This window comes from Lentzea sp. NPDC051213, from assembly GCF_044455585.1.
GTDB lineage: Bacteria > Actinomycetota > Actinomycetes > Mycobacteriales > Pseudonocardiaceae > Lentzea.
Genome location: NZ_JBITEX010000007.1, coordinates 351,064 through 372,771 on the forward strand (window position 1 = coordinate 351,064; position 21,708 = coordinate 372,771).

Below are 21,708 nucleotides of genomic sequence, written 5' to 3' on the forward strand. Positions count from 1 at the left end.
CTGGGCGTGCACCTCGCGGTAGATGTGTCGTTCGATGTGGCGCGCGCTGTGTGTCACCGCGGGTCTCCCTCGGCGTTCTGGGCGTGCACCTCTCGTTCGACGTACCGCGCCAGGATCGGGGTCAGCCGCAGAGCACCGACCGCGTCCCCCTTGGTGCGGATGACCTCGCCGTCGACCGGCGGCAGATCCATGTCGGCGGACGCGAAGTGCACGACCCGCGCCCCGTCCGCCTGCAGCAGCCGGACGTCCTCGGCCGCGCACAGCTGCGTGAGCCGGCTGCGTTCGGTGAGCTGCAGGATCCGCCGCGACGACGCCGAGCTCTGCCACAGCGTCGCGGCGAGCCGGCGGCGTGGGCCGTCGTCGGTGACGAACGCCGGCAGCTCGCGCAGACCGGCGTGCTCGAGGTGGTCGTGGTAGTCGGCCACGAGTTCCTTCGCGCGCACCAGGGAGCGGTGCGAGTCGCCGGACAGCGGCAGCCGGGAGGCGATCGCGTCGAACGACGGCCGCAGCACCTCCAGGGTGATCGCCACCAGGTCGTGGTGCAGCACGTCGGCGAGTCCGATCGAGCGGTCGCCGCCGAACGTGTGCTCGCTGTCGGCGTCCTTGACCTGCTCGATCACGTCGGTGAACACCTCGACGACCGCGTCGGCCCCGCCCGCCACCACCAGCAGCGCGTCGGCCAGCCGGCGACTGCGGTCGGCGGGCGACCAGCGGTGTTCGATCGTCCTCGACACCTGGTCGGACAGCCGCTTGTTGGCCGACACGGCTTTGCGCAACGGGATCGTGTGCCGCCAGCGGTCGACGACGTTGCGCCACACCAGGTAGGCGGCCAGCGCCGACACGATCACCAGCAACGCCAGCACACCGAGGCTGATCGGCGCGCCGAGTCCCAGCCCGGCCGGATATCGCAGCCCGATGGCGGCGCCCACGACCGACGAGAACGCCATCGTGCCGAACACCAGGCCGAGATCGACGTCCACCGGGGAGTTGGCCGACAGCAACGCGATCAGGCCGGTCCACAGCGGCAGCATCAGCAGCAACGGCCACGCGCCCAGGCCGGGCAGCGCGGTGGCCAGCAGGCAGGTCAGGAACATCACCGGCAGCAGGTAGGTGACCGGCGCCGGCCAGACCTTCACCGGCGGCGGCGAGATCAGCCCGCGGGCCCACGTCTCCAGGTCGGCCGCCGAGTCCTGCTCGGTGATCGCGAGGCTGCGCGCGGCACCGAGCTGGTTGCCCAGCCGGCGCGCCTGCTCCGCGATGCCCGGCAGCGTGCGCCCGCCGATCAGCTCGGTCGTCACGGCCTTGCGCACCGCCTCGGCCATCTCCTCGGAGTTGACCGGCGCGGGGGAGAGGAGTCCCTGCTCGACGAGCTCCGACGGCGGCGGATAGCCCTCGGCGAGGCTCGAGTCCACGTCCTCCAACGCCCTGCGCGCCACGCGGTGGTGCCGCAGCAGCGCCTCCCCGGCCACGGCGAGCCGGCCCAGCACCACCTGATGGGCCTTGGTCAGGCCAAGCATCCCTCGCCACGTCCGCCACCGGTCGACTGCCCGCGACGCTGCCTGCAGCTCGCGTTGCGCGGTCGCCATGGCCTCGTACAGCGGCGATCCCTGCCGCACCGACGTCGCGTCGCCCTCGGTGGCCGACCGCACCACGGACGTCAGTTCGGTCGACTCGCGGTCGTGCAGCCTGGCCGCCACACCGGTGGCCACGAGCTGCCGCAACGCCCGCAGTTTCAGCGCCCGCATCATGGCGGGCTCGACCGTCGCGTAGTCGACGGCCAGCCCCGGACTGGCCGCCTGGTGCGGCATCACGCCGACGTCCGCGAACACCCGGTCGAACACCTTGGGCAGCCGCAGCGCGGCCAGCAGATCGTCCACTGTGGACTCGGCTTGGCCGGCGCCCGGCCGTTGCGAACCACCCTCCCACGGCACACCGGGACCCTCACCGACCCACAGCGTCACACCGACACCCGCCAGCGCGGACGGCGTGCGCAGCGTCGGCCCGGCGCCGTTCACGCTGATGCCACCGACCGCCACCAGCACCACGCCGGTGACCTGCGGCAGGCGCGCGAGCCGTTCGAAATACTCGTGGTGCTCGCTCAACGCTTCGGTGGTGTCGACCACCAGCACGCGGCTCGACAGGCCGGGCTCGCGGCGGTGGAGGCTTTGCGCTTGTGCCCGGCCTTCCGCCGTGCGGAGGTCCAGTGTCATCACCGGGTCAGCGTTCACGGCCGCAGCCATTCCGGGTCGCGGGCGACCCACTCCCGCAGGTCCTGCAGGTTGTCCTGCAACGGGTTGTTGACGCCGCGGAACGGCAGCCGCAGCGCGCCCGGCAGGGTGTCCTCCCAGAACTCGCGCAACGCGTGCAGGCGCCGCGTGCCGCTCTCGCCGGTGCGCTGACCCAGCTCCGCGGCGATTCGGGTGAGCTCGCCCGCGGCCAGGCCGGCGATCCGGTCGAAGAGCTGGGAAGGCTTGTCCGGCCGCTGGTCCACGCCGTGCGGGGTCGTCGCGATGAGCTTGGCGCAGAAGTCGCGGCGGATCTGCTCGTCGTCGGTGAGCACCCACGCCTCGTACGCGGACAGCAGGCTGGCCCAGCTGGACATCCGGCCGAACGGTTCCAGCGGCAGACGCATGCTGGCCTGCGCTCCGTCGCCGAGCCGCACGATGATCGCCGACGGCGAGTCCTCGTCGCCCACCACGGCGATCTGGTCGTTCCACGCCGCGCACAGCAGGTGGTGCAGGATCCGTTCGCGGTGCTCGGGAATCGTGGCCAGGTAACCGAAGTCGTAGCCGAGGCGCTGCCGCCAGCGCAGGAAGTCCTGCTGCTCCTCGTTCTTCAGCGCGTCCGACCAGTGCTTGAGCACCTCGCGGACCTCCGGCACCTCGGTCAGGCCCATCGAGCTGCGGAACAGCACCACGGTGATCGACTCGGCCGCGATCGGCCGGAACTCCACCACCGCGTCCTGCCGCGGCAGCGACACCTCGTTGCGCAGGAACTTCTCCAGCTCGGTGTCCTTGGCCGACGCGGGATAGCTGAACAGGATCCGCAACCGGCCGGTGCCGCTGGGCGCGAACCCGCCGGGCACCAGTCCGGCGAGCTTCTCCCGGAACTGCGCCAGCTCGTCGTCACCGACCCGCACGCCCGGCTTGCCCGCCGCGGCCGCCAGCAGGTCCTGCAACGCGGGCAGCAACGGCCGGTGCTGCCCGTCGCGGTAGGAGAAGAGCCGTTTCACGGCCTGCTTCAGCCTGTCCTTGACGTGGGCCACGGCCATCGCCGGGCCGCGGCCGTCCAGCACCATGTCGTAGGCGTGCTTCCAGCCCTCCTCGCCGAGGATCTCGGTGACGAGGTCGCCCGGCGTCGCCGTCGGCCTCAGCTTGCCGCCCTGATGCACGTAGTAGTCCACGAACCGGCGCACCACGGCCTGGTAGAACGGTTCGAGATCACCCTGGCGCGGCAACAGGTACGTGACGCCGACCCGCTGCTGGTACAGCTCGCGGGCGCGGGCGGTGAACCGGCGCTCGCTCTGCCGCGCGTGGTCCTCGAAGGCGTTCACCAGCGAAAGCACCTGCTGCTGCACGGCTTTCAGCTTGAGGTCCCAGCGCACCGCCTGGTCGTTCCACGCGGCGTGCCAGACCCGCTTCGCCCGCCACTCGTACCAGTCGTTCTGCCGCGCCAGCGCCGCTCGCACGGCGGGATCGGAGAACTGCAGCTTGCGCAGGAACTTCCCCTTGATCCCGGCCGAGGCCGGCGGGTTCAGCGTCAGGCCGGGTGGGGCCGCCGGCTCGCCGCGGCGCAGCTCCAGGATCTTGGCGAACCCGAGCGCACTGGGCTCGTCGGTGAGGCCGTCGTGGCCGTTGAGGACGCGCCGGAGCCGGAACAGATCGATCTCGCCGAGCAGCGACTTCACCGCGCGGCCGGCGTCGAACGTCTGCACCATGTCCGGGATCTGCCGGGCGAGCTGCTGGTCGAGTGTGCGCAGGCCGGACTCCATCGTGCGGGCCCGCGTGGCGAGCGCGCGGGCGATGGCCTCCGCGCCGGTGACCGCCGCGACCTCGTTGATCGGCACGGGTTGTCGCAGCCGCAACGGGTCCAGATTGGACTCGGTGAAGAACCGCTCGATCAGCGGCGAGTTGTTCTCCGCCTGGCCGGTGCCCGGTTCGTCGAGCTCGGTGACCGCGGCCGCCAGCAGCCGGGAGCTGATGATGTCCGCGATGTCGTCCACCGGCACGGTCATCGACGCGACCGAACTCGTGGACACACCGCGGTTGCCGATCCCGGTCGCGGCGGGCACCTCCCGTTCGACCGCGCTGTTGATGAACGAGTCGGCGAAGCTCATGTAGGTCTGCGCCACGGCCTGGCGGCCGCCGTCGCCCTCGGTGCCGAGATCGGTGCCGATCAACGACAGCACCAGCGACACGATCGACCGGTGCAGGTCCTCGCGCTGCACGCCGGCGCCCTTGCCGAACAGGAACGCGGTCTGCACGGTGGCGGCGCGCAGCCGGATCTCCTCGCGGTCCGGGTACTTCACCGACAGCGTGCCGCTTATGCCGGAGCTGTCCAGCTCGGTGCCCGCGACCTGGGCGTTCTGATCGTCCACCAGCCGGAAGAGGTCCAGCAGCGAGCGACCCGCGTTGAGCCGCGCCGCCCGTCCGCCGCCCAGACCCTCGTCGAACGCGGACGGCATGAGCACCAGCGGGAAGATCCGCGCTCGGTAGTCCTGGTGCGCGAAGACATCGCCGATCAGGTGCAGGAAGTCGAAGAAGATGCCGCTGCCCGTGCCGCCCGCGACCGAGAACGCCACAAAGACGTCGCACGACAACGCCCGGTGGCCGCCACCGAGCAGGGCCAGCTCGCCCAGCGAGTTGTTGATCGCGCCGATCGCCTTGCGCAGCGGGGCCTGCGCGGCCGACGTGCCGCCGCGGAACGTCTCGAACAACGCCGCGCGGCCCACGGTCGGCAGCTGGCCGGCACCGCGGGCGAGCGGGCCGATCCGCGGTTCACCGCTGGGCGGCGGCAGCCACGAGTCGATGTACTTCGGCGCGGCCAGGCGCAGGCTGCGGGCCACCTCGGGATAGGTGTCGTGGTGCGGCACGAGTTCGCGCACGAGATGCATCGTGCGTTCGGCGGCGGGCAGGTACTCGGGATCGGGCACGACCCGGCGTTCGAGCGCGCCGAACTCGTCCTCGCTCAGATCGGCGTAGACGAACTGGAGGCACGAGGGCAGCTGGTACGGCAGGAAGTTCTTGCCCTGCATGCTGTTCTGGAGCTCGGTGCCGTCAGGGCCGCACATCTCCTCGCGCAGCCTGCGTTCCAGCTCGGCCCCGACGCGACAGCCGGTGCCACCCAGTCCGACGTACAGCATGGGCTGGTAGATCTGCATCGTTGCCCTTCTAAAGCAGGTGGTGGTTGCCCGATGGCCGGTCCGCTGCCGGGAGCGGGTCCTGGTGGTCGTCGGGGAACTCGACGGGGGCGTGTTCGTCCTGCACCTCGATGGACAGGTCGCCGTGCACCGGCACGCGCTCGCCCAGGTGGAGGTCGTACGAGTCACCGAGAGGCGCGCGCAACCGCAGCTGCCCGCCGTTGCGGCTCAGCTCGTAGCTGTCCTCACCACCCGCCGAGTGCGCGAGTTGCGGCACCCCCGTCTGGACCTCGCCGAGGTGGAAGCGGAACACCGAGGACGGCTGCTCCGGCGCAGCCAGGTCACCGCGCGACCGGTAGCCGTCGTACAGGTAGACGACGAGCCCGCGCACGTCGCGCCGCCGGCGCCGGAGCAGGAGGAGGACCAGTGCCGTGGTGAGCACGGCCGCGATGCCGATGGCGATCGCGATCTCCGGCAGCGGCGGTGGTTGCGCGACGTTCGCGGTGATCCGCCACTCGTAGATCACGTCGTCGGGGTTCGCGTCGTCGACGACCTTGAGCGTCAACGCGTTGGCGCCCTCGGCGGTGTTGCCGGCGAAGGCGAGGCCGAAGTCGAACGTGCTGGTGCCCGACGGCGGCACGTCGAGCACGGTCTGGTCACCGGGGATGCTCGCGACCGTGCCCGGCGCGACGTCGGCGACGATGATCCTGGCCTTGCGGGCGCGGCCGGAGTTGTTCGTGACGGTGACCGTGCCCTGGACCGTGTCGCCCGGCGCCACCTCCCAGTCGGTGTTGCCGAACGTCGTCGACGCGGCGAGCGGCCGTGGCCCGGAAACCAGTGCCGCGTCCACGGTTCTGGTGTCGCCGCTGATGCCGATGCCCGCGACCGTGCCGGTGAACTTGACGGTGCCCTTCGCCTGATCCGGGATGACGATCTTGCCGGAGTAGACCCCGTCCTGCCCGCGGCTGTCCCCGTTGTTCGCGTCGTCGTTGAGCGGAATCGGTGTGGTGAAGCCATCTCCGGCGATGTCGGCGGTGAAGGCGAGATCCTTCAGCGCGCCGGGGTCGGTGATCGACCGGCTTCTGGTCTGCAGGCTCAGAGCGACCGTGACCTCCTGGCCCGCCTGTGGCGCCGGCGGGTTCACGGTCATGCTCGACCGCACCGCGCCCTGGTACATCACGACAGTGCTGACGTCCAGCGGCGGCACGCCCGGCGCGGACGTGATCTTCACGGTCCACGTGCCCGGCAACGGGTTCACGATCCGCAGGCCCTCGACGGTGCCGTTCTCACCGCTGACCTGGAACGTGGATTCGCCCTGCTGCCCGGACTTCGGCACGGTCCTGCCCTCGGGGTCCACATAGGACACCGAGATGCGCGAGTCGTGCTTCGTGACCAGGATCGAGCCGTCCGTGGCGATCACCGGGATGGTGACCTGGGCCTCCGCCGTGCCGCCGCTGCTCACCGGCGTGCGCTGGATGTCGCCCGCGCCCGCGCACCTGGCCGCCTGGAACGCCCTGATGAGGGCCTGCGCGACGTCCGCGCTGCTGCTGACGACGGTGGCGGCCGGCGTCGGAGACTTGACGCCGCACTGACCCTGGAACGAGCCCTTCGCGAACCGGTCGAGCTGGCCCGCGTCGACGGTGCCGAAACCCAGCGGCCAGACCTGCACCTTCTCCTTGTTCGCCTGCTGCAGCAACGTGCCGATGAGCTCGGAGGCGGTGCGGTTGCGCTGGTCGCCGATGTTGTCCGGGCCGTACCTCGGGCTGTCGGTGACGTCGAGCTTGCCGTCGGTGAGGATGAAGACCAGCTTGGGGCCGTTCTTGTCGCCCTGCAGGTAGCTCAGCGCCTGCTGGAGAGCAGCCGCGTGGTCGGTGCCGTCGCCCTGCCCGATCGGGCGGCTCTTCAGGGCGCGCGTGCAGTCGCTGAGCCGCTGCCGGTCCTGCGCGGTCGCGACCGCGCTCGGCGGGCACACCACGTCGACCGGCGACTGCCCGCCGTTGTCACTGCCGAAGCCGACCACCGCGATGGTGCTCGACGGCGCGAACTCGCCGAGCGCGATCAACGCGGCGGCCTCCCGCTCCCGGTCCATGTCCTGCGCGCCGATGCTGCTGGACTCGTCGACGAGAACCACGATGTTCGCCGGCGTGATGACGGGTTCGGGCTGCTGTGCCGCGCCTGGTAAGGGCACCATCAGCAGCACGGCTACTGCTGTCGAGGCGAGCACTGAGAGACGCATGAGTCAATTCACCCACTGACGGTGGCGGAATGGAGCACTGGCGGGTCGCGGTATTTCGATCGCGTGCGCGCGTTGGCTCGTTACCGCACGATTTCCGTCGTCGGTGAGGCAAATAAGCGCTGGTCAGCGTATTCCAGCGCGTGTGGATTCGATGAAGAACAGACCTGCATGGGCGCGATTATGCCCGGTCATTTGGGTAAAAATCATGGACAAAACCTGGTCAATAGGTGACCGAATGAGTGCGGTTATGAGAAACCGCTATCAGAACTGGGCGACGGCTTCCGGCGCATAGCCGTAGAAACCGGGGAGACCACCCGTGTGGAGGAACACGACCGGCACGTCCAGCGTCGGAGCGAGTCGCCGGAACGCCACCGCGGCCTTGCCCGTGTAGACCGGGTCGAGTACCACGCCCTCCGTCTCGCCGAAGAGCTTCAGCACGCTCCACATGTCCTCGGTGGGCACGCCGTAGCCGGGGCCGATCGTGTCGTCCGTGATCGTGACGTGGGCGAGCTTCGGTGCCGGGACGTTCAGCAGGGCCGCGGCGTCGCCGGCGAGGGTGTGGAGCTCCTGCTCGGCGTCTGCCTTGGAGTGCGAGACGCTCGGCGCGTGCACGGTGCCGGACCAGCCCAGCAGTTCGGTGCCGAGCGCGATTCCCGCGGCCGTGGCGCCGCTGCCCAGGGGCACGACGATGCACGCGTTGTCGATTCCCCGGTCGTTGAGCTGCCCGACCAGTTCGACGGCCGCCGCGACGTACCCGAGCGTGCCGAGGCCGTTCGAACCGCCGACGGGCAGCGTGACGGCCTTGTCGTGGTTCACGCGCTCATAGGCCTGCGCGGTCTCCTCGGCGTCCGCGCAGATGTGCACGTTCGCGCCGAACATGTGGTCCAGCACGATGTTGCCGGACCGCTCGTACGCGTCGCCCTTCATCGGCACCTTGGCCGTGAGCACGAGCTCGCACCTGAGCCCGAGCTTCGCGCACGCTGCCGCGGTCTGCCTGCCGTGGTTGGTCTGCAGCGCGCCGAACGTGATGATCGTGTCCGCGCCCTGCTCGATGGCCTGGCCGAGCAGGAACTCGAGCTTGCGCAGCTTGTTGCCGCCGGCGCCGAGCCCGTTCACGTCGTCGCGCTTGATCAGGACCGGCGGGCTGCCGAGCGCGGTCGCGAGCCTCGGGGCGTCGTCCAGCGGGGTCGGCCAGCTGCCCAGTGCGACTCGGGGGAACGCGCTCAGGTCAATCATGGTTCGAGCTTAAAGGCTTCTCCGGTGTCCGGAGCGGGGCCGATGCCGTGCAGGACGTGGGCCAGAACCTCGATGCCGCGCACCACCCGCGGGCCGGGGCGGTTGTAGTAGGCCGGACCGTCCAGCACCCACATTTCGGGGAACTGCTGGTCGGGGAGTTCTTTGAGCGTGCGTTCCGGTGGGAAGCCGCACGGCATCAGCAACACCACGTCCGGTTCGGCGTCGTGGACGGTCTGCCAGTCGATCGGCTTGGTGTGCTCACCCTTCTCGGCGATGAGCGGGATGCCACCGGCGATCGCGATCTGCTCCGGTACCCAGTGTCCAGCGGGCCAGACCGGGTCGAGCCACTCGATGGCGGCGACTCTCGGGCGCTGCTTGTTCCTGGTCTGCTGCTCGACGTGGTCGATGCGCTGCCGGAGTGCGGTGATCCTGTCCGTGCTGTCGACGCCGAGCGTGTCGCCGACGGTCTTGAGGCAGTCCAGCACCTCGTCCAGGGTGGAGGGTTCGAGGCTGAGGACCTTCGGGCCGACGTCCATCAGGCGTACCGCCGCCGAGACGCTCTCGTAGGAGATCGCGCAGACGTCGCACAGGTCCTGAGTGAGGATCACGTCCGGCTTGAGGTCGTTGAGCAGGTCGGTGTCCAACCCGTACAGCGAAGAGCCGTGGTGGACGGTTGCCGAGATCTCCCGGCTGCTCAACGCGTCCTGGTCGATGCCGGTGCTGGTGACGATCGGGACGGTCGCGACCTCGGCCGGCCAGTCGCACTCGTGGGTGCGGCCGACCAGGTGCTCGATCAGGCCGAGCTCGGCGACGATGTCGGTCGCGGCGGGCAGCAGCGAGACGATCCGCATCTAGCGCGCCCTCCCGAACTCGGCGTAGTGCGTGGAACCGCTCTCAAGCGCCTCCAGCGCGAGGGTGAGCCGGCGGTGCAGCGACGGGTAGATCTTCGGCTTCGCCTCGTCGAGCGTCAGGTAGACCACGCCCGCCAGTTCGTCGTCGTGCGCCACGGCACCGTCGACGACCCCGCCGTCGAACACGAACTGGTGGCAGTCGCGCCACACGCCGTTGCGCGGCGTCCAGTCCACCACCAGCAACGGCCCGAGCTCGACTTCGATGCCGAGCTCCTCGCGGATCTCGCGGATCGTCGCCGCCTTCGGTGACTCGTCCTCCTCGGTCATGCCGCCGGGGATGTCCAGCACCGCCTTGTACGTGGGCACGACGAAGAGGACTCGTCCGGTGGAATCCCGGATCAACGCCCCGCCCGCGCACGACTTGGTGGGCCTTCTCCCCGCGATCCCCGGCACGAACTCGGGCTCGGCCGGACCCTCGTCGAGAACATCGGCGGCGAATGAAGCGGGGTCTCCCGCGTGCAGTGCGGACACGGGTTGATGATCACACCACAGGGTGAATCCCGCACCCTCCCCAGGCACGTTCGTGCCTGGTAGGCAGTTCGGCCGAAGATGACGGAACGCAACCAAACGACCAGGGAGTACGCTTGGACCTGTAACTCCGTGCGATCAATCGCCGATGTCCACGACAACATCGGTGGAGGTGACGCCAATGGGGGCAACCGGTGCCGCCAAGCGAAGACGCGACGGACGATCGGCCCCGTGGTCGGTGGTCGGACTGACCGTCGTGTTCGTGGTGGTGGCTCAGGTCCAGTTCGCCATCGCCATCGCGGAGGCGGTCCTGTGGCCGGTCGCGATCGGCGTGCTGCTGCTGGCCGCCGCGGTCGCGTTCGTGAAGACGGCGCGCAGGCTGCGTTGGGAAGACAGCGACCCGTACGAGGCACCGCCCGAGGTGGCCATGCCGCTTCCGGCCGAGTACGAGGCCCACGTCGACGCCGACGGCAGTCTTGCTCGTGCAGTCGGCGACGTGGTCCACGCGTCCAGGCGTTGGAGGGCCTGACAGCCTCATAGAGCGGAGACCGGGCCAGTCAGGGTGGGTCCGGTCATTTCGCCGTGGCGGGAGCCTCAGGTGTCCGGCCGGCAGGTGACAATGGTGGGGTGCCGACGTCCGAAGAGTGGCTAGAGGTCCGTGCCCACCTGGGTGAACACCGCCATGCGCTGGCCCTCAAGGCCGCCGGCGAGTACCCGTCCCTGCCCAAGGTCGCGGGCACACCACTGCTCACAGCCGCGCACTGGATGCCCGCCGCGCCGATTCCGTTGAACGACCTCTCGCTGTCGTCGCAGGCTTCTCCGTCGTTCGACATCGGTCAGGATTCGTTGCTGCCCGAGGGTTTTCGCAGCTACTCGGCCGCGATGGCGGCGCTGGCCGCGCCGACCGTGTTCCAGAACCGGGAGACCTACCGGCTGCTCGGCTTCACCGGCAAGCACCTGACGTTCGGCATCGGCTCGTACTTCGACGGCATCGACGTGGGGGAGGCCTGCGCCCACGAGTTCGCGGCGCGCGAACTCGGGCAGACCGACTCGTTGCGGCTGCGCACCTCGGTCGGTGATCCGTGCGATCCGGCGCGGCGCCCGACGAACGTCGCCGTCAGCACCCTCACGATCCGCGACGACCCCGGCGGTGCGACGTTCTTCCTGCACTGGCGCGATCCGAAGCGCGTCGGCCACGCCGGCGGCCTGTACCAGGTGCTGCCGGTCGGCGTCTTCCAAGGCTCGCAGGACAGCGACTTCTCGTTGTGGCACTGCATGATCCGCGAGTTCGCCGAGGAACTGCTGGGCATGCCGGAAGATCAGGCCGTCAATCCGGCGTTCGCTCACAGGCTGACGTCGGCGGCACGCGTCTCGTACCTCGGCATGGGCGTGGACCCGCTGACGTTCGCGACCGACATGCTGACCGTCGCGGTGATCGAGGCCGGGACGTTCGACGAGCTGTTCGGCGATCTCGTGTCGCACAACGAGGAAGGCCGTGTCCTCGCCGGAATCCCGTTCACCGCCGAGAACATCGAACGCTTCGTGCACCACGAACCGACGCAGGCGGCCGGCGCGGCCCTGCTGTCGCTGGCCTGGCAGCATCGCGAGGTCCTGCTGTGCGGCTGATCTTCGCGACGATGGCGGCGCACGGTCACACGTACCCGTCTGTGCCTTTGGCTTTGGCTGCTCAGCGGATGGGCCATGATGTGGTCTTCGCGGCCGGGGAGGAGTTCGTGCCGCGGTTGCGTGCGGCCGGGTTGAACGCGGTTGCGGCGGGGATGAGCCTGCCTGCGGCGTTGGCCGCGGTGGATCTCCCGCATGGTCCTGAGCGGGTTGGGCGTGCCTTGGGTGACGTGATGACCCGGCGGCTGGCGGACGACCTGGCGCCGTTGGGTGCTGACCTGATCGTCCACGACATCACCACGTACGGGGCGGCGCTGGCCGGGTTGCGGGCTGGGATTCCGACTGTGGCGCACACGTTCGGGCGGGTTGATCCTGGTGAGATGTGGCAGGCGGCGATCTCGGTGGCGGCCTCGGTGGGGGTGGTGATCGGGAGGACGGTCGACATCTGCCCGGAGTCGTTGCAGGCACCGGGTTTTCTCGCTGCCGCGGACCGCGTGCCGTTGCGTCCGGTGGCGTGGTCACCGCCTGGTGCGGGGCTGGGGCTGCCGGACGGCGTGTCCGCTGGGCGTGGTGTGCCGGAAATCGTGTCCGCTGGGCGCGGATTGCCGCCGGACGCCGTGCCCGCTCGCCGCGACCGCCCTCTCGTCTACCTCACCCTCGGCACCGCCTTCGCCACCGCCGACGTCCTGCACCGCTGCATCACCGGCCTGGCCACCCTCCCGGTGGACGTCCTCGTCGCCACCGGCCCCGCGGTCGAAGCCCTGGGCGACGTGCCCCCAGGTGTCCGCGTCGAACCCTGGGTCTCGCAGGCCGACCTCCTGCCGCACGTGGACCTCGTCGTTCACCACGGCGGCAGCGGCACCACCCTGGGTGCGCTGGCCGCCGCCCGTCCGCAGCTGGTCGTGCCGCAGGGCGCCGACGGGTTCGGCAACGCGGACGCCGTGGTGGCCGCGGGTGCGGGGACCAGGCTGCTGCCTGACGAACTGACCAGCGAGTCCGTTGCCGATCATGCTCGTGCTCTGCTCGCCGACGAGGCTGTGCGCGCCGCTGCCCGGCGGGTGGCCGGCGAGATCGCGGCCATGCCGTCGCCGGACGAGGTCATTTCGTTGCTGTGCAGCTGAAAACGCCGTGGGCGGACATCGGTGCGTGCCATCCTGGGGTGCGTGAAGCGCATTCCTCAGTTCCCGGCCGAACTGATCGCCATGAAGGGCGGAGTGGTGGCCGCGGCGGACGCGTACGGGTCGTGGCTGCGGTCGTACTACGACGTCAGGGCGAAGTGGCACCGGCGGTTCTACCGGCTCAGCGGCATGCTGGTGATCTTCGTTGGCGCGGCGCTGCCTTTGCTCACCAGCCTCGACTACCCCAGCAAGACGGTGACGATCTCGGTGGCGGGCGTCGTCGTGGCCGGGCTGACGGGACTGCGTGCGTTCTACCGCTGGGACCAGTCGTGGATCCTGTTGCGCAACTCCGAGATGGCTGTGACCGCCGCCTACCTGGCGTGGAAGACGACGCCGGGCAACTGCCCCGCCGCCGACGCGCAGGCGCCGACGCCTGAGCAGGAGAAGGCCGCCAACGTGTTCATCGAGAAGCTCGTCGAGTTGCGGCAGCACGAGTCCACGAGTTACTTCAAGAACATGGCGTTCCCCGCAGTCAACGGAACCCAGGCCTGAATGTGACTTGAGTCACTGCTGGGCCCTGTTTCTGTGACCCGATGCAAGCCTCGCCGGTCTCCGTTCATGTACGGGAATCGGTCGGCGAGGTGAGGGTGTGGTCGTGACGGGTCGGGAGTGGCTTGGGCAGGTGGACGTGGCGCAGGTGGCCGCGGCACGGGCCGGTGACCGGGAGGCGCTCGACGCGATCGTCGCGGCCGGGCTGCCCCTCGTTTACAACATCGCCGGTCGCGCGCTGTCCTCTGACGCCGACGTCGACGACGTCGTGCAGGAGACCATGGTCCGGGTCATCCGCGGCATCGAGTCGCTGCGGGAGCCGGAGCGCGTCCGGTCTTGGCTGGTCGCGGTCACGATCAACCAGATCCGCGAGCACCACCGGCGCCGTGACGCCGCGCCCGCCTCGTTGGAGGAGTACGACCGGCCGGATCCCGGCGCCGAGTTCGTCGAGGTCGCGCTGTCCCGATTACACCTCGCCGAGCAGCGGCGGGAGATCGACGAAGCGGCGCGGTGGCTCGATCCCGCGGACAGCGAGCTGCTGGCGTTGTGGACGCTGGAACGGGCCGGGCAGCTCACCCGCGCGGAGGTGGCGGAGGCGCTGCACCTCGGGGCGCACGCCGTCACGGTGCGGGTCAGCAGGCTGAAGAGCCGGCTGGAGACCATTCGCGTGCTGGTGCGGGCGTTGTCCGCCGACCCGCGCTGTGCCGGCCTCGACCGGGCGGCGGAGGGCTGGTCCGGGCGGCCTGAGCCGTTGTGGCGCAAGCGGTTGCTGCGGCACGTCGACGAGTGCGGGTGGTGCCGGCGCGGTGACGCCGACCGGATGCCCGTCGAGCGGATCCTGACCGGTGCGGCGCTGCTCACGGTGCCCGCGGGCTATCTGCCGCACCTGCTGAAGAGCATCGAGCCCGTCGCCGCGGTGGGCCTGTTCGGGCGGATCGCGCACGTCGCCGCCGCCAAGCCGGTGCTCGCGACGACCGGTGCGGCCCTCGTGTGTGCCGCGGTCGGTGTGGTCGCCGCCGTCGTGCTGTCTCCGGCGGACCGCCCGGCCGCTGCGCGGGTCGCGGAAACCAGCACGTCCAACACAGTCACGTCGAACACTGTCACGTCCAGCACCGTCACGACGGTGCCGCCGAGCTCCGTCACGTCGTCAAGCCCGAGCAGCACGCCGCCGCCTTCGTCGTCCACCTCCGTTGCCCCGCCTCCGCCGCCGAAGCCCGCGACGCCGGAGGAACGCGTGCTCGCGCTGATCAACTCCAGCCGCGCGGAGGCCGGCCTGCCGCCGCTGAAGCTGGACCCGACGCTCGTGACCGCGGCGGACCGGCACAACAAGGCGATGATCGACGGGTGCGGGTTGTCGCACCAGTGCCCAGGCGAGTCCGGGCTCGGCGAGCGCGCCTCCGCCGCGGGCACCAAGTGGCGCACCGTGGGCGAGAACGTCGGCATGGCCGGGCCGGTGCCCAACGCGGTCGAGCCGATCTCGCAGAAGGCGCTCGGCCTGACGCAGAGCATGCTGGACGAGAAGCCGCCGGACGACGGGCACCGCCGCAACATCCTCAGCAAGTCGTTCGACCGGGTCGGGATCGTCGTCACCCGTGACGCCAAGGGCACCGTCTGGATCACCCACGACTTCGCGGGTTAGAACGGGTTGGGCAGGAGTGCCCAGGCCGTCGTCGCCGGGTCGAGGCGCATCAACGTCAGCGGTTTGGCCGGGATCGGCTCGTGGAGCAACGCGAGCCGATCCGGCGTGTCCGGGACCGACTTGGCCACCACGTCCCAGAGCTCCCGGTCCGGCGCGTCCAGCGCGGTGATCAGGCCGGTCAGCGCGGTCGCGAAGAACGTGGCGAACGTCTTGGTGCGCAAGCCTTCCGCGGTCGTGTGGAGGCGTTCGGGCAGGTCGGCACGTGGGCTGACGCGGATGTCGGCGAGGTCGCGGTAGACCAACCGGCGCGGCCTTCCGTTCACGAGCCCCACCAGCAGGTTTTGCTCGTGTGCCTCCAACGCCACGCCGCGCGCGAGCAGCGTCATCAACGGCGGCACCGCCAGCTCCGCGAACTCGCGCAGCCACTCCACCGGGTCACCGAGTCCGCGGATCGGCGGGGGACCGCCGTCGACCGGGCGTGCGGTCAGCGCGGCCACCGGCAGCAGGGTCTCGTTCTCCCGCGGCACGGGTTTGTCCCGCAGGATCACGCCCAGCTCCCGGTTCGGCTCGCCGTTCGTGAGCACCGCGGCGGAGGCCCGGTTGTGCTGCAGCTCGATCCCCTCGACGACGCCGTCGAGGAAGTCGGAGACCGCGACCGCGGTGGCGATCGAGCCGCCGGAGATGTCGCGCACCGCCGAGGTGATCTGCGCGCTCAGCGTGGTCTTCACGTGCCACGGGCCGGCCGACAGGGTCCGCAGCGCCATCAGCGGCGCGGCGTCCAGCGTGCCGACCGTGCTGATCTGCAGCTTGTCGGCCTGCCACGGGTGTACCGGGAGCAGGATCGCGGTGCCGTCGCGCAGCTCGTCCGGCCAGTCGCCGAACACCACGTGGTCGCGGGCGGGATGCAGGCGCAGGGCGACGGTCGGCCGGTGCTCGGGGCCGTAGGCGAGGTGGTCGAGTGCGGTGAAACCGGTGCGGTTGCGGCAGCACGGGTGCAGTGGATGGCCGTCGACCACGCTCTGCTCGTGTTCCTCCAGCGAGCGTTCGAGGAACGGCGTGGTCAGCGGTGCCGTCGTGCGGGAGAGCGCCAGACCCGCGACGCTGTGCGCGACCTCACCGACCAGGTTCTCCGAGTGGGGCCAGCGCAGCGCGGTGAGGAGGTCGACCGGGTGCTCGTACCGGGCCGGATCGACGGTGATCTGCGGCAACGGCTCGATCGCCAGGCCGCGCCGCAGCCGTGCCAGGACGGCCGCGCGGGCCCCCGGCAGCGCCGCGCGGAACCGCTCGGCACGCGCATCGTCCAGCGCGGTCGTGAATTCCGTCTCTACCGGCGTTTGCGTGAGAATGATCTGATCCTGACACATCGTCAGAGGGAAAGCGGACACCGGTGGAAGCGATCACTGATCCCGACGGCATCACGTCGACCGCCCTGCTGAACTGCCTGCGCCGCGAGGTCGGGCAGAGCGGCAGCGATGGCACCATCCGCCTGCCCCGCACAGAAGTCCTGCTCCGCGCACGGCAGGGCCGCTGGCTGTCCGACCCCGAGCTGTTCGCCGGCGCCTGGCAGCCCGTCACGTGGCACGAGCTGGCCGTGCTGATCAGCAAGGAGCTCGGCGATCCGCCGGTCGGTTTCCTCGACGAGATCGCGGCCTCCCGCTCCGCCATCGCGGCCATCCTGCAGGCGCGTCCCGCCCCACCGGCCGACCTCTACCAGCGTTCCGAGCAGGCGCTGATCGCCGGTCACCGCTACCACCCGGCGCCGAAGGGCCGCGGCAACCTGCCCGCGTCGCAATGGCTGCCGTACGCACCCGAGACGCACGCGCGGTTCTCGTTGGCGCATCTGGGAGGCACGTTCATCGAGGACGGTGACGTCTCGTCGTTGCCGTCCGGCGTCCTGCTCGCGCACCCGCTTCAGCTGTCCCTGCTGGGCATCTCCGCGGCCGTCGCGGACCACGAGGTCTGGCCGACGTCGTCGGTGCGCACGGTCTACGATCCGGCCGCCGACCTGTTCTACAAGTTCAGCCTCGACGTGCAGATCACGAACGACGTGCGCCGCCTCTGGGCCGGCGATCTGCGGTGGGTCCCGCCGCTCGCCCGCGTGCTGAAACCGGCGTTCGAGGACATCGCCGCCACGTATCCCGGCACCGCCTTCCTGATCGACCGGGGCTACCGGACGTCGGCGGAATCCTTTGAGGGACTTGCGGTCGTGGTGCGCGACGGCGTGCGGCGGCACACGTTGCCCGGCGTGACACCGTTGCTCGCGGCCGGGATCAGCGAGGGCTTCGACGGCAACCCGCTGGACGGGCTGAGCCGGGAGGAGGCGTTGCGCTGGTTCTCCAGGTACGTCTCGGTCGTCGTTCCGCCTGTGCTGCATGCGTTTTTCGCGCACGGTGTGGTGATGGAGTGCCACCTGCAGAACGTTCTGGTGGGTGTGGACGTTTCGGGCATACCGGTGCAGGCGTTCTACCGCGACCACGAAGGCATGCGGCTGGTGCTGCCGCGCTTCGCCACCCTGGTGTCCGAAGTGGATGGAGAAGGGTCGCGCGGGGTGAGTGAGACCAAGGGCTGGGAACGGCTCCAGTACTGCCTCGTGGTGAACCACCTGACGGAGATCGCCGGAGCGGTGCAGGCCCGGCATCCCGGTCTGGACGTCTGGTCGGCGGCTCGATCGGTTTTCGTTGCCTACGCTCAGGATCACGGTTCCCCGTCGCTCCTGACCTCGTTGCTGGAGAATCCGTCCGTGCCGGCGAAGGCGAATCTGCTGCTGCGCTGGAGGCGCGCGGAGGGTGCCGCGAGCACATATGTGAACTTCCCGAACCCGTTGTACCGGAACTGACTTCTTTCGTTGACGGGAGTTTCCCGGCGCGCCTAGCGTCGGCGGACATGAGACGCCTGCTGCTGCCTTTGGTGCTGCTGTCAGCGATGTTCGTTGGTACACCGACGGCTTCGGCGTACGAGCCACCGGTGGCGCGTCAGCAGGTCGGTCTCGACGCGGGCTGGAGGTTCCTGCGCGCGGACGCGGCGGGCGCCGAGGCGCCGGGCTTCAACGACTCGGCGTGGACGCAGGTGACCGTGCCGCACACGTGGAACGCGGCGGACGGCCAGGACGGCGGCTCGAACTACTACCGGGGAATCGGCTGGTACCGCAAGCACTTCACGCCGTCCGCGGCGTTGGCGGGCAAGCGGTTGTGGCTGCAGTTCGACGGGGTGAACCAGGTCGCGGACGTCTGGGTGAACGGCGTGCGGCTCGGGCAGCACCGCGGCGGCTTCGCGGCGTTCCGATTCGACGCGACCAGTGCGCTGAAGCTGGGGCAGGACAACGTGATCGCGGTGAAGGCCGACAACGCCGCGAAGCCCGACATCGCGCCGATCTCCGCGGACTTCACGTTCTTCGGCGGCATTTACCGCAACGTCCGCCTCACGGTGGTGGACCCGCTCGGCGTCCGCATGGGCGACTACGGCGGCCCCGGCGTGTACCTGCGGCAGCGCGCGCTCTCCGATGCCTCGGCGCAGGTCGAGGTGACGACCAAAGCGTGGAACAACAACACGACCGTCAAACGGGTCAAGGTCCGCACGGTCGTGGCCGACCACGCGGGCGTCATCGTCGGTGAGACCACCGCGGCGACCCGTGCGGTCAACGCCGCCACCGGTTTCGACACCGTGCAGACCGTCACGATCCCACGACCGCATCGCTGGCAGGGCAAGGCGGATCCGTACCTGTACCGGACGAGCGTCGAGATCATCGACGCGGACACGAACCGGGTCGCCGACGTCATCACCGAACCGCTCGGCCTGCGCACGACCGCGGTCGACGCCAACACCGGGTTCGCGCTGAACGGCCGATCGGTCCGTCTGCACGGCGTGAACGCGCACCAGGACCGGCTCAACCACGGCTGGGCCACCACCCCCGCGCAGCAGCGCCAGGACTTCGACCTGATGGACGAGATGGGCGTCAACGCCTACCGCACCGCCCACTACCAGCAGTCCGAGCTGGTGTACGACCTCGCCGACCAGCGCGGTTACGTGGTGTGGACGGAGATCCCGCTGGTCAACGAGATCACCGACAGCGCGGCGTTCCGGGCGAACGCCCAGCAGCAGCTGCTGGAGATGATGCGGCAGAACTTCAACCACCCGTCGATCGTGTTCTGGGGCATCGGCAACGAGCAGAAGACCAGCAACACCGCGACCAACAACACGCTGCGAGACCTCGCCGCGGCCGTGCGGGCGGAGGACTCCGGGCGGCACTCGACGTACGCGAGCCACATCGCCGACCTGGACCCGGTGTCGAGCCACGCCGAACTGGCCGCCTACAACAAGTACTTCGGCTGGTACGACAACAGCAGCACCGGTCCCGGCGGCTGGGCGGACCGGCTGCACGCCCGCGACCCCGCGCGCAAGATCGCGCTGAGCGAGTACGGCGCCGGCGGCAGCGTGGTGCAGCACGAGGAGAACCCGAGCCCGCCCGTGACGACCGCGCGCTGGCATCCGGAGGAGTACCAGACCCTCGTGCACGAGAACTCGTGGGCACAGCTGAAGACGCGTGAGTTCCTGTGGGGCACGTTCGTCTGGAACATGTTCGACTTCGCCGTGGACAGCCGCTCCGAGGGCGACACGTTGGGGCGCAACGACAAGGGCCTGGTCACCTACGACCGTGCGGTGCGCAAGGACGCCTTCTACCTCTACAAGGCGAGCTGGACCGACACGCCGTTCGTTCACCTGAACAGCGCCCGCTGGACCCAGCGCACGGTCGCGACGACCACGGTCCGGGCGTACGGCACCACCGACACCGTGCAGCTGACGCTGAACGGCCAGGCGGTCGGCGCGCCGAAACCGCCTGCGGCAGACCACATCTACACGTGGCCGATCACCCTGCGGCCGGGCGCCAACACCGTGACGATCACCGGCGTCCGCGATGGCCGTGCCTACACCGACACGGCCACCTGGACGCTCGGCTAACCGTTGTAACCGGCGAAGATCCGGGCGAACTCGTAGGGCTGCTGCGCGATGTTCGTGCAGCGGTACAAGGCACCGTTGCACGCGTTGGCATCACGGCCCTGCTCCCAGAACGAGAGCATGCCGAGGTGCACCTGGCTGGCGAAGCTCACCAGCGCGCGGGCGTCCTTCTGGTAGAAGATCTCGTTCTGGGAGTCGTTGACGCCGATCATCGGCGTGACCCCGATCTTCTTCCAGGCGGCCGCGTCGCTCAGCCCGTAGACCGCCTTCACCTGGGCCTGCGTGGCCCTGGCCGCCGCGATCGCCTTGGCGCCCTGGTCACCGGGACCCTGGTAGTAGTCCATCGCCATGATGTTGACCAGGTCGAGGTTCACGCCGGCGTTCTTGGCCTGCTGCACCACGTTGACGCCGTCCTGGGTCAGCCCGGAGGGCAGCACCGGCAGGGTCAGCGAGATCTTCAGGCCGGGATTGCGGTCCTGCAGGATCTTCAGCGCCTGGGACCGGCGCTGGATGGTCGTGGGGTCGGCGACGCCGGCCCCTTCGATGTCGAAGTCGACGTACTTGAGCGAGTACGCCTTGACCACGGCGTCGTACTCGTTGGCCAGCGTGGTCGGCGTGGTGCAGAAGTAGGCGAGCTCGATCCCGGACGCGCCGCCGAAGGAGATCTTCACGTCGCCGCCGGCAGCCCGGAGCTTGGCGATCTCCTCCTTCTGCCAGCCCGACCTGGGGTCGTAGGCACCGAACCAGCTGGCCTTGCAGCCGTACGAGGTGACGAAGCCGAGCGTGAAGCTCTTCACGCCGCCCCGGCTGGCCATGGTGGACAAAACGGGCGTCGGCCACGCACCCATGTCCACGTAGGGCGCGACCGAGGACAGCGTTGCTGCCTGACTTGTGCCGATGGGCAGGGCGGTGGCCGCCAGAACGGTGATCAGACCTAGTTTGAGCAGCTTGTTCAGCATGATGAGCCTCCTCGAAGACAGGGCGTGAGGTGGGTCACCATTGGTATAGACCATAAGTGCGACTCTGGCCAGAGCCTGGTCTCGTCAACGCATCGGTTGACGGACTCGCTCGTCAACGGATACGTTGACGTGGTGATCGAGTCGAACGAGGCTTTCAAGGCGCTGGGGATGATGCCCTGGGCCCGTGAGGCGGTCGAGCGGGCCGAGCGGGTGCTGATCGAATCTGTGCTGGACAGCGGCTTCACATGGGAACAGCTGGGCGCGGTCTACGGCGAACGCTCCAAGCAGGCGATGCAGCAGCACTACAAACGCCGTGGCGGGGAACGGAGCTGGCCCGCCTCACGGCGCCCGGACGCGGATCCGCCGGACGTGCCGGCGGTCCGCGACGCGATCACCAGGCTGCTGCTGAACTTCCGCGCCACCGACGAGGCACTGACCCGCACGTTGCGCGACGCGTCCTGGAACAAGGGCGATCCCGAGACGGAGAAGTACCTGCGCCGGTCGTGGGTCGAGCAGCTGGACGACGGCATGGACGGGTTGCGCGACTTCGTCGACAACCGGATGGAGGAGGGGCAGGCCGCGGAGGTCGTTGAATGGCTTGAGCGGCACCGTGACGGTCTCGATGCGGTGATCGACGAGGTGCGTCGCCGGGTCTGA

General features: G+C 69.8%; 16 protein-coding genes. 8 read left to right on the forward strand and 8 right to left on the reverse strand.

Features of this window, described 5'->3' with window-relative positions; all coding sequences use genetic code 11:
- Positions 1-53: 53 nt before the first annotated feature.
- The 6 genes from ACIA8G_RS30295 to ACIA8G_RS30320 all read right to left on the reverse strand — a co-directional run bounded on the left by ACIA8G_RS30295 (position 54) and on the right by ACIA8G_RS30320 (position 10,213).
- Positions 54-2,213, reverse strand: coding sequence for a hypothetical protein (locus tag ACIA8G_RS30295; RefSeq protein WP_396422092.1), 2,160 nt, complete (start codon positions 2,211-2,213; stop codon positions 54-56).
- An 11-nt stretch (positions 2,214-2,224) separates the two neighbouring features.
- Positions 2,225-5,380 (reverse strand): tubulin-like doman-containing protein, encoded by a 3,156-nt coding sequence (locus ACIA8G_RS30300; RefSeq protein WP_396422093.1) that lies wholly within the window; start codon positions 5,378-5,380, stop codon positions 2,225-2,227.
- A 10-nt stretch (positions 5,381-5,390) separates the two neighbouring features.
- Complete coding sequence (locus tag ACIA8G_RS30305; protein WP_396422094.1) at positions 5,391-7,595, reverse strand: VWA domain-containing protein; 2,205 nt, start codon at positions 7,593-7,595, stop codon at positions 5,391-5,393.
- Between the two features lie 261 nt (positions 7,596-7,856).
- Entirely contained in the window at positions 7,857-8,831 is a 975-nt protein-coding gene (locus ACIA8G_RS30310; protein WP_396422095.1) for a D-cysteine desulfhydrase family protein, read from the reverse strand.
- Positions 8,828-9,682 carry a cobalamin-binding protein gene (locus ACIA8G_RS30315; RefSeq protein ID WP_396422096.1) on the reverse strand — a complete coding sequence of 285 codons (855 nt, stop codon included), beginning with the start codon at positions 9,680-9,682 and terminating at the stop codon, positions 8,828-8,830. The genes ACIA8G_RS30310 and ACIA8G_RS30315 overlap by 4 nt, the downstream gene beginning before the upstream one ends.
- Positions 9,683-10,213, reverse strand: a complete 531-nt coding sequence (locus ACIA8G_RS30320; protein WP_396422097.1) for an NUDIX domain-containing protein — start codon at positions 10,211-10,213, stop codon at positions 9,683-9,685.
- A gap of 178 nt (positions 10,214-10,391) precedes the next feature.
- Between ACIA8G_RS30320 and ACIA8G_RS30325 the strand changes: the two genes are divergently transcribed.
- From ACIA8G_RS30325 to ACIA8G_RS30345, 5 genes are all read left to right on the forward strand, one after another.
- Positions 10,392-10,739, forward strand: coding sequence for a hypothetical protein (locus ACIA8G_RS30325; RefSeq protein WP_396422098.1), 348 nt, complete (start codon positions 10,392-10,394; stop codon positions 10,737-10,739).
- Positions 10,740-10,837: 98 nt separating this feature from the next.
- Positions 10,838-11,836 (forward strand): hypothetical protein, encoded by a 999-nt coding sequence (locus ACIA8G_RS30330; protein ID WP_396422099.1) that lies wholly within the window; start codon positions 10,838-10,840, stop codon positions 11,834-11,836.
- Positions 11,827-12,954 carry a glycosyltransferase gene (locus ACIA8G_RS30335; protein ID WP_396422100.1) on the forward strand — a complete coding sequence of 376 codons (1,128 nt, stop codon included), beginning with the start codon at positions 11,827-11,829 and terminating at the stop codon, positions 12,952-12,954. The genes ACIA8G_RS30330 and ACIA8G_RS30335 overlap by 10 nt, the downstream gene beginning before the upstream one ends.
- 42 nt (positions 12,955-12,996) lie before the next feature.
- Positions 12,997-13,503 (forward strand): DUF4231 domain-containing protein, encoded by a 507-nt coding sequence (locus tag ACIA8G_RS30340; protein ID WP_396422101.1) that lies wholly within the window; start codon positions 12,997-12,999, stop codon positions 13,501-13,503.
- Between the two features lie 103 nt (positions 13,504-13,606).
- Complete coding sequence (locus ACIA8G_RS30345; protein WP_396422102.1) at positions 13,607-15,139, forward strand: sigma-70 family RNA polymerase sigma factor; 1,533 nt, start codon at positions 13,607-13,609, stop codon at positions 15,137-15,139.
- Here ACIA8G_RS30345 and ACIA8G_RS30350 read toward each other — a convergent pair.
- The gene (locus tag ACIA8G_RS30350) at positions 15,136-16,503 is read right to left on the reverse strand and encodes an IucA/IucC family protein (protein WP_396422103.1); all 1,368 of its coding nucleotides are present in this window, start codon (positions 16,501-16,503) and stop codon (positions 15,136-15,138) included. The two genes, ACIA8G_RS30345 and ACIA8G_RS30350, sit on opposite strands and share 4 nt — an antisense overlap.
- Positions 16,504-16,526: 23 nt before the next feature.
- Here ACIA8G_RS30350 and ACIA8G_RS30355 point away from each other — a divergent pair, with 23 nt between their 5' ends.
- Both ACIA8G_RS30355 and ACIA8G_RS30360 read left to right on the forward strand, forming a co-directional pair.
- Positions 16,527-17,975, forward strand: coding sequence for an IucA/IucC family C-terminal-domain containing protein (locus ACIA8G_RS30355; protein WP_396422104.1), 1,449 nt, complete (start codon positions 16,527-16,529; stop codon positions 17,973-17,975).
- 47 nt (positions 17,976-18,022) lie between these two features.
- Entirely contained in the window at positions 18,023-20,095 is a 2,073-nt protein-coding gene (locus ACIA8G_RS30360; protein ID WP_396422105.1) for a glycoside hydrolase family 2 protein, read from the forward strand.
- On the opposite strand, the gene ACIA8G_RS30365 is transcribed toward ACIA8G_RS30360, so the two are convergent.
- A complete protein-coding gene (locus ACIA8G_RS30365; RefSeq protein WP_396422106.1) occupies positions 20,092-21,051 on the reverse strand; it encodes a chitinase in 960 nt (319 codons plus the stop codon). The genes ACIA8G_RS30360 and ACIA8G_RS30365 overlap by 4 nt on opposite strands.
- Positions 21,052-21,183: 132 nt before the next feature.
- Between ACIA8G_RS30365 and ACIA8G_RS30370 the strand changes: the two genes are divergently transcribed.
- On the forward strand, positions 21,184-21,708 hold the full coding sequence (locus tag ACIA8G_RS30370; RefSeq protein WP_396422107.1) for a hypothetical protein: 525 nt from the start codon (positions 21,184-21,186) through the stop codon (positions 21,706-21,708).

Bases quoted from the DNA above. Each gene is read 5' to 3' on its own strand.
- ACIA8G_RS30305 (WP_396422094.1), bottom strand. From the start codon at position 7,595: ATGCGTCTCTCAGTGCTCGCCTCGACAGCAGTAGCCGTGCTGCTGATG.
- ACIA8G_RS30315 (WP_396422096.1), bottom strand. From the start codon at position 9,682: ATGCGGATCGTCTCGCTGCTGCCCGCCGCGACCGACATCGTCGCCGAG.
- ACIA8G_RS30310 (WP_396422095.1), bottom strand. From the start codon at position 8,831: ATGATTGACCTGAGCGCGTTCCCCCGAGTCGCACTGGGCAGCTGGCCG.
- ACIA8G_RS30365 (WP_396422106.1), bottom strand. From the start codon at position 21,051: ATGCTGAACAAGCTGCTCAAACTAGGTCTGATCACCGTTCTGGCGGCC.
- ACIA8G_RS30360 (WP_396422105.1), top strand. From the start codon at position 18,023: ATGAGACGCCTGCTGCTGCCTTTGGTGCTGCTGTCAGCGATGTTCGTT.
- ACIA8G_RS30300 (WP_396422093.1), bottom strand. From the start codon at position 5,380: ATGCAGATCTACCAGCCCATGCTGTACGTCGGACTGGGTGGCACCGGC.
- ACIA8G_RS30325 (WP_396422098.1), top strand. From the start codon at position 10,392: ATGGGGGCAACCGGTGCCGCCAAGCGAAGACGCGACGGACGATCGGCC.
- ACIA8G_RS30350 (WP_396422103.1), bottom strand. From the start codon at position 16,503: ATGTGTCAGGATCAGATCATTCTCACGCAAACGCCGGTAGAGACGGAA.